The organism is Niallia oryzisoli (assembly GCF_036670025.1).
In the GTDB taxonomy this organism is placed as follows: domain Bacteria; phylum Bacillota; class Bacilli; order Bacillales; family Cytobacillaceae; genus Bacillus_BD; species Bacillus_BD oryzisoli.
On record NZ_CP137640.1, the window covers coordinates 2,400,108 to 2,416,629 of the forward strand.

General features: G+C 37.5%; 11 protein-coding genes. 9 read left to right on the forward strand and 2 right to left on the reverse strand.

Annotation, left to right across the window (positions count from 1 at the left end; all coding sequences use genetic code 11):
- Positions 1-434 precede the first annotated feature (434 nt).
- The 8 genes from R4Z09_RS12040 to R4Z09_RS12075 all read left to right on the forward strand — a co-directional run bounded on the left by R4Z09_RS12040 (position 435) and on the right by R4Z09_RS12075 (position 12,645).
- Complete coding sequence (locus R4Z09_RS12040; protein WP_338452535.1) at positions 435-1,034, forward strand: hypothetical protein; 600 nt, start codon at positions 435-437, stop codon at positions 1,032-1,034.
- A gap of 26 nt (positions 1,035-1,060) precedes the next feature.
- Positions 1,061-2,620 (forward strand): McrB family protein, encoded by a 1,560-nt coding sequence (locus R4Z09_RS12045; protein WP_338452536.1) that lies wholly within the window; start codon positions 1,061-1,063, stop codon positions 2,618-2,620.
- Positions 2,620-3,864 (forward strand): McrC family protein, encoded by a 1,245-nt coding sequence (locus tag R4Z09_RS12050; protein WP_338452537.1) that lies wholly within the window; start codon positions 2,620-2,622, stop codon positions 3,862-3,864. Before R4Z09_RS12045 ends, R4Z09_RS12050 begins: the two co-directional genes overlap by 1 nt.
- A 168-nt stretch (positions 3,865-4,032) precedes the next feature.
- Complete coding sequence (locus R4Z09_RS12055) at positions 4,033-6,777, forward strand: PD-(D/E)XK nuclease family protein (protein ID WP_338452538.1); 2,745 nt, start codon at positions 4,033-4,035, stop codon at positions 6,775-6,777.
- Positions 6,774-10,040 carry a UvrD-helicase domain-containing protein gene (locus tag R4Z09_RS12060; RefSeq protein ID WP_338452539.1) on the forward strand — a complete coding sequence of 1,089 codons (3,267 nt, stop codon included), beginning with the start codon at positions 6,774-6,776 and terminating at the stop codon, positions 10,038-10,040. The genes R4Z09_RS12055 and R4Z09_RS12060 overlap by 4 nt, the downstream gene beginning before the upstream one ends.
- Before the next feature lie 76 nt (positions 10,041-10,116).
- Complete coding sequence (locus tag R4Z09_RS12065; protein WP_338452540.1) at positions 10,117-11,100, forward strand: WYL domain-containing protein; 984 nt, start codon at positions 10,117-10,119, stop codon at positions 11,098-11,100.
- A gap of 242 nt (positions 11,101-11,342) precedes the next feature.
- On the forward strand, positions 11,343-11,765 hold the full coding sequence (locus R4Z09_RS12070) for a DUF6884 domain-containing protein (protein WP_338452541.1): 423 nt from the start codon (positions 11,343-11,345) through the stop codon (positions 11,763-11,765).
- Positions 11,766-11,784: 19 nt separating this feature from the next.
- Complete coding sequence (locus R4Z09_RS12075; protein ID WP_338452542.1) at positions 11,785-12,645, forward strand: GIY-YIG nuclease family protein; 861 nt, start codon at positions 11,785-11,787, stop codon at positions 12,643-12,645.
- Positions 12,646-12,704: 59 nt separating this feature from the next.
- Here R4Z09_RS12075 and R4Z09_RS12080 read toward each other — a convergent pair whose 3' ends face one another.
- Positions 12,705-13,469 (reverse strand): NERD domain-containing protein, encoded by a 765-nt coding sequence (locus tag R4Z09_RS12080; RefSeq protein ID WP_338452543.1) that lies wholly within the window; start codon positions 13,467-13,469, stop codon positions 12,705-12,707.
- A 251-nt stretch (positions 13,470-13,720) separates the two neighbouring features.
- Between R4Z09_RS12080 and R4Z09_RS12085 the strand changes: the two genes are divergently transcribed.
- Positions 13,721-15,517, forward strand: coding sequence for a GmrSD restriction endonuclease domain-containing protein (locus R4Z09_RS12085; protein ID WP_338452544.1), 1,797 nt, complete (start codon positions 13,721-13,723; stop codon positions 15,515-15,517).
- A gap of 260 nt (positions 15,518-15,777) precedes the next feature.
- On the opposite strand, the gene R4Z09_RS12090 is transcribed toward R4Z09_RS12085, so the two are convergent.
- Positions 15,778-16,212, reverse strand: a complete 435-nt coding sequence (locus R4Z09_RS12090) for a hypothetical protein (RefSeq protein WP_338452545.1) — start codon at positions 16,210-16,212, stop codon at positions 15,778-15,780.
- Positions 16,213-16,522 lie beyond the last annotated feature (310 nt).

Below are 16,522 nucleotides of genomic sequence, written 5' to 3' on the forward strand. Positions count from 1 at the left end.
GGTGGTCATTTATGTTATAGTAAAATAGGACTATATTTTAAGTGGAAATATTAACGCTAACAAAAGCATAAGATAGCTAGAATCTTTTCATAAGTGCCAGGCTCTTAAAGTAATAACGTGGTAAACGATGGTTTATGAAAGATAACTGACGTTGAAAACAAATTAAAAAGTTTTACGTTAAAAGAATTAGGATAGTACTTACAGACTAATTTGCCTAATACTTTTCACTTGTTTGGTCTTTTAGGTCGTTTATGAGTTTGAAATCTAAGGGTATCCCATTTTTGTAATACCCAAATCATTGAACTAGTTTATAATTTAAATTAGTTTGTAATCAAAATATAGAAAGGAAGGATTTAAGTTTGGAAAGAATTTTAGAAATAATCCAAAAGTATAAAGGTATCACATTAGAACAAATGATCTCAGAATATAAATAGATGTTTAATCAGCAATACGAAAGAACCGCCAGCTGGCATAAAGAGTATGAACAAAGAGTGGAAGAGCAAAACTGGGATGAAAATAAAAAAGTTGCAACTAAACGAGTAATAGAAATGATTAGAAATCGAGATGCTTATTTTACTGAGGAAGATACCAATGATTTGGATTTGTTTACCGGGGGCATTGATACCATAGTTAAGACAAATAATATGATCAACAACTTCAAATCTAGCAAATTGGACCTTGTCTCCCTTTTTAACGATATCAAAGCTCAAAATGAGGATTATCGCGTTATTCGAGATCATTTTGAAATGCCGCAAAATCTAAGAGGTCACTTTGTTCATCTCTATTCCATTGTGAAAAATATTCAATCTCCGGATAATTTTATCGTCTCCTATAAATTTGAGCGAAGCATCAATCAGCTAATTTTCGGAAAAAGATCAGAAGATGACTATTTAGATTTACAAGATACATATCGGAATTTCCCGAAAATAAACAACAATAAGGTTTTGACTTTTTATGTTTATACTGCAGTCATCTTGAACTTAATTGCAATTGACATAAATGAGTTAAATCCTCCGTTAAAACAAAAAGAATAAAAAATCTAAAGAAAATGATTTTTCAAATGGCAGACAGAAGCGAATCATTGAAACTAGACTGTTCGCTGTTGTCCTTTCAATCAACTGCGTCGATTGCTGCAGTAGAGGAGAAGCTAAAACAGAATGAATTTGTTATCGGAGCCATTGAGACACCAAGTGTTAGCAAGAAGACTTTAGGATATCTGAAACAACCGAAATTATATATCTGTGACCTCTCCACAAAAGAGATTGAATGGACAGCCATCATTGATAGGATATTTCTAAACGAAGAAGATGTTCCAGTTCAAGCAGAAATCATTGATCTCCAGTCCGTTTCATCCAAAGGGGAAAAAATTTGGCTGAAAATGACCGGTCTATCAAAATTATCTCCGAGAATGATGCTCGATCAATTAGTACCTGTACATGGAACCCTTTCAAATCTGCCGAAGCAGGATGTCCATTTAGCGTTTACCAGTGACACAGAGAAAGGAAAAATAAAAATTGAGAGGAACGAAACATTGGAGGAAAGTATTTTGCCAAATTATGAAAATGAAGATTTTGAAGTGACACCTAATTTAATTTTATATGGACCGCCGGGCACAGGGAAAACTTATCAAGTGGCAGCTAAATCACTGGAAATCATCAATCATATGCCAGCGGAGGATTTGAAAGAGAAATTCCGCAGTTTCAAAGAACCATATAAAAACCTCCAACAAACGGGACAAATACGCTTTGTGACTTTCCACCAATCCTATTCCTATGAAGACTTTATTGAAGGCTTAAGATCAGACGGTCACTCTTCATTTGTTCCAACTGATGGAATTTTCAAACAAATGGTCATTGATGCTCTTTATGAGGGACTGCCCAATCTGATTAATAAACTAGATTACGAAGAACGGAAAAGTAGAGTACTAGAGGCGCTTAAACAGAATCAAGAATTTCGATTCAACCAGAGCAAGCGATTTGTCATGATAATTGACGAAATTAACCGTGCAAATATTTCCAAGGTGTTTGGAGAATTAATTACGTTATTGGAAGAAGATAAGAGGTTAACAAAAGAAAATGAAACAAGGGTCAAACTGCCTTATTCTGGTGATACCTTTGTACTTCCTCCAAACCTTTTTATTATTGCCACCATGAATACTGCTGACCGTTCAATTGCGTTGATGGATACTGCACTACGCCGTAGGTTTGAGTTTGAAGAAATTCTGCCGCAAGCTTCACTGCTCTCTACGATTGATGACATTGATTTGCCAACCCTGCTACATAGAATCAACCAGCGGATTGAAGTCTTATATAGTCGTGACCATATGATTGGTCATGCGTATTTCATTCACATCGAGACGATTGAAGACTTAATTGCAACGATGCAAAATAAAATCATTCCATTGTTAAAAGAGTATTTTTATGATGATTGGGAGAAAATCGGTTTAGTGCTCGGCGGCATTGGAAAAAGTGAACAAGATTCTTTCATCATTTATCAGGAACAAGTTGATGTTTCAGCTCTATTTAAACGAGCTTCCGGTTACACACCACTCGATTTGCCGGTAAGGTACCAGGTGAAATCCAATATTACAGCTGAAGATATTAAAGGGATTTATGAATAATGAAGACCATCACGTTACGCGAAGCCTTTGACTGGATTTATTTAGAGGAACAACTGACAAAGGTCGAATGGGAGCATTTGACTCAATTCCTTGAACAAAAATATAAAGGTGAAAATGTTGTAGAGTACGGTAACCGAAGGCTTCGATTCATCAACATGGTAGGTGTCATTCAGTTGAAAACCGTTCGAGTGGAGATTCTCCCTAAGCTCGACTTAGATCAGGAAGAAATGGTACTTAATCGCCGTGCTTTATTAAATATGCTTAGTCTAACAAAACAACTTCCCATCCAGTTGAATGACCGAACCTTAAGTCAGTTTGAAAACTTCGACCTGACTCATGTCTTGGCATTTTTATATATTACAGAACTATTTAAAGCAGTCAAGCGAGGACTTTACCGTAGCTATACAACAAAGTCAGAAAACATTAACCATTTAAAGGGGCGGCTGCTAGTCTCCCCGCATATCCGTAAAAATGCCTTTACCTCGGTTCATGCTTTTTGCGAGTTTGATGAATTGTCCCCAAATGTACCGTTAAATCAAGTTTTAAAAGTGGCATTAAACATCATTTTTCCGTTTGTAAAGTATTCGGCATTAAAAACGCAAACATTCATGATTTTGGAAATGTTGGATGAGGTGGACGATTGTGCTCTAAACACTACGATGTTGGATCACATTCAAATCAATCGGCAAAACCAGCATTTTGAACCTGTATTTCAGCTTGCCCTTGCAATTATCCGTTCTACAATGATGACCACGGGTGCCAACAGCCAAATTGCGTTTTCTTTTTTGTTCAAAATGAATGACTTGTACGAAGGCTATGTAGGTGAATGTTTAAAAAGAGTACTGGCACCAACTGGTTTGAAATTAGAATTACAACACCGAGGCCGAAAATTATTAGTTGATATGAATACCGGTAGAGAAACGGTCCAGCTGAAACCAGACTTTGTTGTATCTAGGTGGGAAAAGGGGATTCCAGAGCCAATTGTTATTCTGGATACAAAGTGGAAAAATTTCCTTTACCGCTCACAGCCAAGCGATATTTACCAAATGTATGCCTACATTACCTCATATGAAACGGCAGAGCGCTGTATCATTCTTTATCCCAAGGTTAATGAAAATTCTGTCTTTCCAAGGTGGAGGGTACCAGGTTCGTCTTCAGTCAAACAGATTGAAGTGCATACCATTCGTTTAGACAGAATAATGAATACCATCGAGGATCTTGAGAAAATATTGAAAAATTGTTAACTTTTCAAAGGTGTACCAAAACTGGTACACCTTTGTGTGTATAATAGTATTTATTAAAAGAAACTCATAAAAGGCTAAACAATCTTACATTTTGTAAAGTAATTGACAAATTTAAATAAAGTTATAAATTGATGGGAAATGACCCAGAAAAAAGGAGGAGACCCTGTTATGGACATCATTCTTGGCTTTTGGCTGGATTCTGCATCCTTTCCGGACGCACTAGGTGATAAAGAAGCATCCGAAGGAATAGTAGTAACAGGTTTTAAAGGATTGGTTGGTATTTTAGAAACACAGTTAGGACTAACTTCACCCCTGAACTCAGAAAATATAAGAATAGCAGAGTGGCAGGAGTTGATTCGCAAATTAGATAATGATCATATGCCATTTTCTCAATCTTTCCACAAGGACTCGTGGAATACGGCAAGAGAATTATTACGCCGGCGTGATGAATTAGTTATAGCTGGATGGGAACCCGCTATACCTGCAGGTGGAAGCAAATGGCTGGAAACGCTGCAAAAGCTGGAACTTGCCAATCTCAACAAAACATTGGGATTTTCCGATCGTGTTCGCGCTTTGCTAACGCACCTTAGAGCTGAAGTTTCGTTAAAGATTGAAAAGATTACGATTGTCGATGAAGATGTAACCTTATGGGATCCGTGGTCCATTCAGCTCATTGATCTATTAAAAGATCAAGGTGTACAAGTTATCAAAAGACCTGCCGATATGGAAACAGGAAACCATGCAGAATCTTCGTCTGATTTATCCCTACTTCAATCTGTATTAGCAGGAGAAAACGGGTCCCAACAGGCTCAAGGCGATGGAAGCTTACTTCTCGTTCGAGCCGAACAGGAATGGGATGCTGCAGACTTTTTAATTAGCTGGCTCCAAGAAAATGGCAATGAAGATACTGTCATCATTAAAGAAGAAGGATCCGTGCTCCTCGATGAGTTCCTCCACAGACGAGGGGTGCCAGCTGCTGGAGTGGATGCTGCTTCTAAATGGAGAGCTGTTCTTCAAGTACTGCCATTAACCATTGATACGTATTGGGAACCATTGAAGGTTAATCGAATGATGGAATTATTAACGATTCCAGGCTCGCCTATACCTGGACGGATTCGTTATAGATTGGCGAAAGAATTAGCTTCTACCCCAGGAATTGGCGGACCAAATTGGCTAAAGGCTATCAAGGATGGAATTAGAGACTATGAGGAACAATGGTCGGCTGAAAATATCGATGAGCAAGAACTGAAAAAACGCCGAAAAAACTTAGAAGCCAAGCTAGATTTATGGGTAAACCATGATTATTACGATCCAAATGCTGGAATTCCATTTGAGAAACTAGTTCAAATTTGTCAAAAGGTAAGCCAATGGGCTGCGATTAATTATCAAATGACAGATGATGTCATGTATGCTCAAGCCACAAAGGTTGCCCAAGAGGTCATTGAGGGAATAAAGACACTTGGTGTCAGTATAGTAAACCATTTACAAGTGGCTCGCATCCTTGATTCAGTTTTAGGAGAAGGTGTAAAGTTGTCCAACTATGGACAGGAGGCAGCGAAATGGCATGTGGTCTATCATCCTGGCCAAATTTTCGGCCAAGCAGACACCATCCTTTGGTGGGGATTCAATAAAAACACGTCTGGGCCAAGTATCCGAACCTGGACATCAAATGAACGTACATGGTTAAGAGACCATGGAATTTATCTTACCGAAGACGATACACGCCGTCGCAGGGAAGCGGCTTCCTGGCAGCGTGCTGCCAGGTTAGCAAATCGCAGGCTAATTCTGATTGCCCCTGAAAAGGTAAAGGGGGCGGAAATACCTGTACATCCTCTTTGGGATGAAATTCGTTTTGCTGTTGCCAAAGACAACCTAACAGAGAGAAAGATAACCGTCGATTCTGCTCAGCTGCGGAAACAACCAAGTTATATTTTATTTGGCGAAACCTTTGAACGAATGGAATTAACATCACGTAGAATTCCGGAACCAATTCGAACCTGGCAGGTTCCTGAAAATACCATCCTGCAGCGTGAAGAAGAGTCGGCCACTAGTTTTGAGACACTAATCGGTTGTCCATTAAAATGGACATTTAGGTATGTAGCCAATGTAAAACCTGGGAATGTTCTCTCGATTCCAAATGAATCAATCATTCTTGGTAATCTTGGACATATGGTACTGGAACAATTAATAACGGAAAAACCAAACTGGACCGAAGAAGAAGTTAGGGTACGTGCAGGGGAATTGTTTGATCAGATGGTACCGTCGCTAGCGGCTACTCTGTTAGAACCTAAAAATGGAATTACTCGAAGTGAAACGAGAACTAGGTTACAAAAGTCACTTATGCAATTTTTCAAAGTATTGAATCATGCTGGTATACAGATTGAACATACCGAAATAGAGATAGAAAAACCTTGGAATGAGAAGGTCAAGTTCAAAGGAAGATTAGACTTAGTTGGAAAATCCAAAACGGGCAAAAAGCTTCTCTTAGATGCAAAATGGTCCAAATGGCCGGGTAATTACAAAGCAAAGCTTGAAAATATATCCGTCCAGCTAGCTCTTTACCATTGGCTATTAGCCGACCAAGAAAAGGAAGAACTACCTGTAGCCTATTTTATGCTGAGGAATGGAGATTTCTTCAGCAGACCACATGACGATTTTCCGATTGACTATCATGTTGAAGGTCCATCACTACTTGAGTCATATGATGTCCTTCGAAAAGCGGTAGAGGCTGCCTCCTCGCAGCTCTTCGCAGGGACTGTCATTGCGCCTGGTATACCGGCTAATGCAAATATAATGGAAGAAACCGCAGATGGTCAGAACCATAGTGAGGAATCATTTGTTTCAACAATAGATCCACCATGTTCTAACTGCGAATATCAGAATCTTTGTGGATTTAGGAGGGTGTCAAAATGAGCGGGCAGTTAAAAATGTTAAGTGCTGGCGCGGGAGCCGGAAAAACCTATCGTTTAACGGAAGAAATTTATCAATCAATTATTAACGGAGTTCCGCCAGAAAATATTATGGCGACCACTTTTACCACCAAGGCCGCAGATGAACTCATTGAGAGGGTTCGCTTGAAACTTCTAGAAGAAGGGGATGCGGCTGCTGCTGCGCGAATATTGGATGGGTATGTCGGGACGATGAATAGTGTATTTGGCCGGCTATTACGTGAATTTGCTCTTGAAATGGGTCTTTCACCGGTTCAAAAGGTATTACCCGACACAGAGGCAACAACCTTATTTCATACGATTGCCGAAGAAATCATGCTCCGATACTATCATGACTACCATCAAGCCTTTACCCGCCTGGGACTTAATGACCGAAATGACAGGAACGGCAATTATTGGGGGAAAAAGGTACTTGAGGTATTAAAGCTCGCCCGTGAAAATGGCATAAGTGCAATGGATATAAAAGGATGTGCCGATTATTCCTGGGAAAACATGTTAAAATGGCTCCCAGAGCCGCTCACAAATTCCGAGCAGCTAGATTCAGACTTAAAAGCTGCGTTAACCGTCGTAAAGTCTGTGCTTCCAGGAGGGGATAAGACAAATGATACGGCAAAAGCAATCGATACCATAACAGAGACACTGCGGGATTGGGACCTTTATGGCTCACTTTCCTGGCAGCAATGGGCAAAATTAAGTAAGCTAAAAACAGGCGCCAAAAGTCGAGATGCGGTTTCGCCGGTACATCGTGCAGCTTCTATTCATGACAGGCATCCAAGGCTGCATCAAGACTTGAAAGATGCCATGTATGCTGTATTTCAATGTGCAGCAGAGGCAATGGAAACCTATGCTAGTGAAAAAAGTAAGCGGGGATTGATTGATTTTACTGACCAAGAATCGTTGGCCCTTCGCTTACTGAAGGACGATCAAAATACAGAAGTGTTAAAAGACAGAATTTCCACTGTATTTATCGATGAATTCCAGGATTCAAGCCCGTTGCAAATCGCTCTAAATATGCAGCTGCGCGAAATTGCCGAAAGTGCTACGTGGGTTGGTGACGTCAAACAGGCGATATATGGTTTCAGGGGTACGGACCCTGAACTTATGCAAACAGCGATGACTAGTATTCCTGATTTAGAAATAGAAATCTTAGACGCTTCTTATCGTTCACGGAAGTCATTGGTTGAATTTGTCAACACTATTTTCATTCCTGTTTTTGAAGCTGGCGGGATGCCTGCAAAGCGAATCGCGTTAGATCCAAAACGGGAAGATCTTCCCGAGCAAACACTAGCAGTGGAAGTATGGTCCTACTCCCATTCTAAAAATAAAAACACCGATGCGGCCCATTTAGCAACAGGTGTCCAAAACGTAATAAGGAATAAAGATCAATATATAATAGTAGATAAAATTTCACGAGAGCCTCGTTCTCTCAGACCAAGTGATATTGCCATTCTCTGTCGTTCAAATGACGAATGTGTGGATATCGCTAAAGAACTTGGCAAATTGGGCATCCCTGCTACTGTTGGAGAACAGGGCTTGTTATCAGAGCCGGAAGTTGTTTATGCCGTTGCCGCTTTCCGTTATTTAATCGACCCTAGAGATACTCTTGCACTTGCGGAATTACTCCATTTTTCTTCCGATAAGTGGGGAGAAGGACGCTGGTTAAATGAATGGCTGCAATCTGATAAGCGGGCCGAAACCTTTGCGACAGAGTCAATTATCCAAAAACTTAACAAGGCCCGGGAAAAGATTGCCCAAATGAGTCCGGGTGAGGTATTAGAATTAGCCTCGATTACAGCACGGGTAGACGAAACCGCTTTAAGATGGGGCAAGCCGGAACAGAGGCTTGCCAACCTTGATGCCCTTCGAAAACTTGCATCCGTATATGAGGATACTGCAGCAACAAATGGAACGGCCGCAACAATGACTGGTTTTCTCTTATTCCTCGGTGAAGCTGAAAAAGATAAAGAATTAAATCTAGTGGCAGAATCGACTGATCACAATGCCGTACGGGTCCTTACCTATCACAAAGCAAAAGGATTGGAGTGGCCTTTTGTCATCTTAAATTCTCTGGATAATTCATCCAAGCGAAAAAAGCTGCCTGTATTTGATAAAGTAACAGCGGTCAGTACAACTAAGTTTAATGTTGAAGATCCTCTAAATGGACGCCGCCTCTATTACTGGCCATGGCCATACGGACAGCAAACAAGTAATGTAAGTCTAGATACTTTTGCAAAAGAGGCTCCACAGCTTCAAGAACGAGAGCAGCAGCTCATAGATGAGAATCAAAGGCTGATGTATGTAGGAATGACAAGAGCCAGGGACTACCTTGTATTTGCAGCTCGCGACTTTTCCAAAATAGGCTGGCTGGATGAATTAACCGATGAGGCAGGCCGTCCAATAATCGCAAGTATTGGGGTGCAAGAAGGAACAGACGAAGATAATCAGCATAACAGCCAAATGGGAACTATCATTGTAAATGGTAATCCTTTCTATTGTAAGGTCGAAATGTTATCAATTGATGAGGAGACTGAACAATCCACCCATTACAAGTTAGCCGTTGAATCTGTTTTTGTGGGAAGAACACTAGAGCCAGAACCATTCCTACCGGCCCGATTTATTCCAAGCGGACAGAAGAGTGATGAAATGGTTGGGGAGATTGACAGCGGTCTTCCGTTAGAGACAGATGTGGATTCAAACATTTCGAAAATACAACCTATTGGCAGCCGTCTCCCTTTATCAGGCAACCCTGAAATGGCAACGCTTGGGGAAATGGTTCACGCATTTTTAGCCGCAGATGATTCCTCTAAGACATGGGATGAACGATTGGCTATGGCTGAGGCCATCAGACATAGATATGATATTAGTGCACTATCAGCAGCTTCCATGCTAAGTGCCTCAGACCGGCTTGCACAGTTTATCTCTGAGCAGTTTCCGGATCTATTATCCATACATCATGAATGGCCAATCCATTTACGAAAAGGGCTGCAAAAAGCTTCCGGATGGATTGACTTACTGCTAGATACACCAAAAGGCTGGGTCATTATTGACCATAAAACCTTTCCGGGAAAAGAATCGGACTGGCTTCCACGCGCTTCCAGTTATCTTCCGCAGTTAAGAACCTATGCCGAGGCGTTATCGAAAGCAACAGGAAAGACTGTCTATGAAGCTTGGATTCATATGCCAGTGGTTGGAGCGATGATTCATTTTACAGAAAAAGATTTAAAATAATAAAAAGAATTCAGCCTGTTCAGCCATTATGGTAAGGTGGGGACAGGCTGTTTTTATATTTTGAAGGGGTGATAATGTGAGCGAAATCAAAACTGGAATGAGGTTACTTGCGCTACAAAAAGTATTCCTTCGAGAGACGGATGAAAATCACCAGCTTTCCATCAAAGAACTGATTGAAAAGCTGAGATTAGAAATTCCAGATTGCACGGCAGATGCAAAAGCAGTAAAGAGATACATACATACACTTCAAGAAGCCGGCATTGACATTATCGAAAATGTCGAAAAGTTCGGTGAAAAAAAGTACAGCCATCAAGCTCGGCTTTTTGAAAGCTATCAATTAAGATTATTAGTAGATCCGATTTTGTCAGCACGGTTTATCACGGAAGAAGAGAAGAAGAATATCATTCAAAATGTAAAAAAACTAACAAGTGAACACATTGCAAAAACATTGCCAGATCCAATTGTTTATCATCAATCGATTAATCAAGAATACCAATTGATAAAACTTCATATTGACCAAATCCATGAAGCATTATCCGAAAGTAAGATGATTACGTTTCAATATGGAGATTGGGGCATCGAAAAGGAATTTAAACTGCGGCATAATGGAAAACTCTATCAGATTAAACCACATGCGTTAATATGGGAATCAGATTTTTATTATCTGATCGGTGACGATGTAAAATACAGCGATGAAAAAAACCCAAGAAACTACCGTTATGTCACGATAACCGAAGATAAATTTACTCAAAAGAGAACCAACCTAAGTACGTATGTTCAAAATTCGTTTCATATGTTTGGCGGGCAAGATGAGTGGATTACCCTTAAATTCAAATTAAACCAAAGTATCCTGAATGGTGTAATTGATAAATTTGGGATTGATGTCGATTTACGAAAAGTAGACGATGAATATTTCCTTTTAAAAGCAAAAGCAAAATTAAGTCAAGGTCTTAAAGGCTGGATTTTGGCATGGGGGAGTCAGGTAGAGATACTATCGCCACAAAAGCTAATTGATGAAATAAAAGATGAATTTCAAAAAATGAGAACTTTATATAAGTAAAGGTAAAAAAAGGTTGTCAGTATTGCGCGGGTCGTAAAATTGGGGGACAAAATACTTAAGCTAGTATTAATTAAGAGATAGCATCATATTTAATTAACCAACCAAAAAAAGTTTAATTCAACAAAAAATTATATGAGTTCAAAAAGAGATAATCTAATATTTAAAGAAAACATCTTTAAGTATATTTTGGTAATCATTAGTAGAACGCCGCTTAAATATTAATAACTGTCGAAGGTGACAAAATGAAAATTGCATTAGTTAGCTGTACCAAACAAAAGAAAGAATTTCCTTGTAGTGCAGAAGAAATGTACATGCCTTCAACTCTTTTCAAAAAAATAACTTCCTATATTAAACAAACAGATATAGACGACTGGTATATTTTATCTGCAAAATATGGACTGTTAAATAAAAATACAATCATTTCTCCGTATGATGTAACCTTAGTAACGATGATTGCGGAGGAAAGAAGAGAGTGGGCAGATAGAGTAGGAGAAGAACTAATAAGTGAGTTTACTAATCAGCCAGAAATTTACTTCTTTGCTGGAGAAAAATATAGACAATACCTTGTACCTATACTTGAGAATGCTGGTTCTAAATGTCACGTCCCACTTAAAGGAATGCAAATAGGTGAACAGCTTCAGTACTTAAGTAATCAAATACAGTAATGGATAGAAGGTAAAAAGAATGAGTAAAACTTATCTATCAGATACTTGGGGAGGAATCACTTGGACTCCTTGGCTTACATTTAATCAAGTGATGAAAACAAAAAAGCTTTTACCAACTTCCCCGGGTATGTATCGTATAAAACCTGTAGGCCAAAGTCATCTCATGTATGTTGGTCAGACAGGTCGTAATTTAAGAGAGCGACTAACTGATTTAATCCGAAATACAAATAAGGAACAAATGCCTTTCAATGATCCACATACTGCTGCTCCATCTTTATGGGCATGGAAGGATGCTGAAGGTTGGGAATTTGAATGTTCGGTAGCTATAGTAGAAATGACTAAAGAGAATAGAGAAGGACTTGAATGTTTTCTATTATGGAAATATCGTGTTGAAATGGGAGAGTCGACATTCTGTAATCACGGACGATTTCATCAGGACTATATTAAGTCAAAAAGTAGAAAAAGTGGGTTCCGCGGAGGAAAATTACATTCAAAAAATGTAAAAAACCAAACGTGGGGAAATAGTAGTACCCCGTTACACTTTCAAGGTTCTCCCATATCAACAGACTTTATGGGACTGCCATGGTTAAAATTTATTACAAAGGAGCAATTGTCAGAAGTCCCATCAAGTAAAGGGGTATATCGTATAAAAGGTATTGAAACAAATTCACTCTTATATATAGGACAGTCAAAGAAATTGAAAGAAAGATTAAAGGAGCATAATAGAAAAGAATGGGGCCAAGAGGTGGAGTTTTCTTATTTTATACTGAAAGATGCCACAGATTATCACCTAAAAGAGATTGAGAACGATTTAATAGGAGCTTTTTACTCAATAGATAAAAGTGTCCCAACATATCAATTTAAAAATTTAAAAGGGTAGGTTAAATTAATTAGCCTACACCTATTACTTGTATCCAAAATTACTTTGAAATAAATTCACTAAACAGTATACCTACACTTAGGGTAATTACTGCATCCCTTGAATTTTCCATATTTACCTTTCCTGACAACAAGATGTCCTCCACAACGAGGACAAACATTCATTTGCTCATTTAGTATTCTATCAGCAATATCCTGCTTAATATTCGCGACGTGCATTTTTTTCTGCTTCTTTCGTTCTTCCTTATCTGTTACAAAAAGAGATGATAGTTGTTGTTGGATTTTCTGTCTTTTAGAATCTGAAACGAGATTTACTCCGTTTTCTCTTTGGATTACTGATAGTAAATCTTTACTTTTAATTACCTTGGCTTTTTTAAACGGGACTTTAAACTTAAAGGTAGTTTGATTACTGAATACCACAATAGAGTATATGGGTACACCATCAAGAGGATTTCCAAGAAATTCTTGTATTGTTTTAATATGACCTAAATTTTGCCAAATCGGATTATAAAATCTTTCTTTCCGTTTATAAATAACCTGTGTCCAATACTGGCTGTTTTCTGAACCCATGATCAAGCCCTTATAGTTTTTTGTTTTTATGACAAACAGACCTTTATGTGAAATAAGCATATGATCAATTTGTGAGGTGGAGCCATTCTTTTTGGGGATATGAATATCATTCATAAGAATATAATTATTTGGATCAAGCTTTTGGAGGAGGGTAGATACGTGCTTTTCTCCAATGAATCCTTTAATTTGTGCGAAATTTACTCGAAGCCACCAGGATAAAGCTAACATTACAGCAAAAAATAAAAAAGAGCCCATGGTTTTCTCTCCTTAAATAAATTAATTTTATTTTAGAATAGCATATCAACGCAGAATGATAGATTATAATAAATTACTATTTTGTGATAGTTTTTTAACGAATAAAGGAAAGATTCGTTTAACTTCAGGATTATAAGTGTCAGGTAAGAAATGATATAATATTGGTGATATTTGTAAGTTGCTGGACGCTTATTTATTAAATGAAGGAAAGATAGAGGGATTAAAATCAATACAGTAGGTAGGTGCTTGTAATGAGCAAGTATGTTGTAAATAATACTTCCATAGATACAATCATGGGTTCGATAAAAAGTGGGGAAATTGCAATCCCGGAAATTCAACGACCATTTGTATGGGATTCAAGTAAGGTCAGGGATTTAATGGATTCGCTATATCAAGACTATCCAATTGGATATATTATTACGTGGAGAAATCCGGATACAAAATTGAAAGATGGAACGACTTCACAAGGTAAAAAGATCATAATTGATGGTCAGCAAAGGATTACTGCCATGACTGCAGCACTTCTTGGACAAGAAGTTGTGGGGTCGGATTATAAGAAAAGAAGAATAAAGATAGCCTTTAACCCTAAGGAAGAAAAATTCGAAGTATATAATGTTGCCATTGATAAAAATCAAGAGTGGGTTAGTGATATCTCAGATTTTTTCAAAAATGGTTTTGATATGTTTGGTTTTGTTCAGCAATATTGTGCAGCTAATGATATCGGTGATCAAAGTAAAATAGGCCAGATTATTAACAGATTAACGAATATACGATATAGCAACATTGGCATTATTGAGTTATCTCATGAACTGGATATTGAAACAGTTACGGAGATATTTATCAGAATCAATTCCCAGGGTGTTGTTTTAAGTCAAGCTGATTTTGCTATGTCCAAGATTGCAGTAAATGAAAAATATAGTGGAGTTCTAATTAGAAAAACAATTGATTATTTTTGTCATCTTGCGAAAAATCCTGCAGATTTTTCTGCGATTCAAATGAATGATGTTGAATTTGTTAATACAAATTATTTTGACAAAATTAAATGGATTAAAGATCACCATGAATCCTTATATGTCCCTGATTATTCAGATTTGCTTCGGGTTGCTTTTACTTCAAAATTTTTGCGAGGAAAGTTATCAAACTTGGTAAGCTTACTTTCAGGTAGAGATTTTGAAACAAGGGACTATAAAGAAGATATTGCTGAAAATTCGTATAGGACTCTTGAAGAAGGCGTATTGTCTTTTGTAAATGAAACGAACTTTAAAAGGTATCTAATGATCGTAAAGTCAGCTGGAATTATCAGTAAAAGTTTAATTCGTTCACAAAACGCATTGAATTTTGGTTATGTTTTATATTTAATGCTTAGAGATAAAAAGGTGGATCAAGCTATAATTAGTAAAACGGTACGAAAATGGTTAGTTTTATCCATGTTAACGGGCCGTTATTCAGGATCACCAGAATCTATGTTTGAGTTCGATGTCCGTCGTTTTTTCCAGGCAGATAATGTGGAGCAGTACGTTAAAAATGTTGAGGATGGGGAACTATCTGAAGCATTTTGGAACAATATTTTAGTGACTCGTCTAAATACTTCTGTAGCTAGTAGTCCATATTTTCACTTATTTTTAATATCCCAAATCAAAAATGGAGATAAAGGATTTTTATCAAAAGAGGTTGAAATCAAACATCTTATCGAAGAGCGTGGAGATATACATCATATCTTTCCTAAAAAATATTTACAGAGAAACGGCATGACAAATCGTGGTCAATATAACCAAATAGCTAATTATGTTTATACACAGCAAGAAATAAATATCTCGATTAGAGATCAATCTCCAAAAGAATATATGCAAAAGATGATAGAGCAATGTAAATCAAAAAAAATAAAATTAGGAGAGATTGATGATTTGAATCAATTAGAAGAAAATTTACGAGAAAACTGTATTCCACTTGAGATTTATGAAATGGAATTCAATCAATATGAAGAGTTTTTAAACTTAAGACGAAAACAAATGGCACAAAAAATTAAAGAATTTTATTTTTCTTTATAGGTATCATCTTGAACAGCTTAAAAAATCTTTTCTTGATATCATTACGGTAACTATTATTCCAAATGAATACGATTGGGGAAAGGAATTTAAAGTATATATTAATGCAATTGATGATACGATTGTTACCCTTGAGGTAGTATCAGTGGGATATTAGTTCTTTCTATTTGACCAGGCACCCTCCAACCTTTGGATGGTGCCTGATACAAGATATTAGGGAAATCATTATTGGATTCTATCTATTTTGTCAAAGTGTGCCGGCATTATTTATTTTTTAAATAATTATAAACACAATTTTCAGTTTCCTCCTCACTTTCTGTCATACATTGATTCAACACGTTCATAGCCTCATCAAAATCCTCAAATCCCTCACCTGTCCAGTCGTCACTATAGACCCATTCATTATCATACGTTCCCCACACGACATCGTATTGCTCTTTCTTAATCTTAGGTTCTTCATCTTGTTGAGCTTCTGATTGACTATCTTCTTGTGTCTCTTGTTGAGCCTCTGGTGTGTGTTTAGTCCAGTAAGCTGTTCCTGTTGTTTGATAAATTACGGTAGATGAAACTACAATCCCCAACCAAATTAAAGCTTTTTTCTTCTTTTTTTGAATCAACGCATTTACAATTGCAATTAACCCTCCGATAAAAACGAATGTGCAAGTTAACATAATAATTGATACCATTGCTGTTGCCAATTTTTATTTCCTCCTAGTATAAGGAATAGTTTTAACCTCTTTTTTCAAGAAAGCTTAAAAAGTAAAATTATCTTCTATAGTATTATTCCACTCAAGTATTTCCTTACCCTTAGCCAGATGTGACTTTCATTGTTGGTTCTTAACAGATGTACCCATTCTTTAACAGAAAATACTATATTAACCCCTGACTCTTGTTGCTAAGCTTAATTCATAAAGTTTTTAATATTACGCAGATTTCAAATATAAGGTATTTTCGCATAGAGGAGAGATACAAAAAGGAATTGAAGCCACAAGGCAGCTACGATAAGAG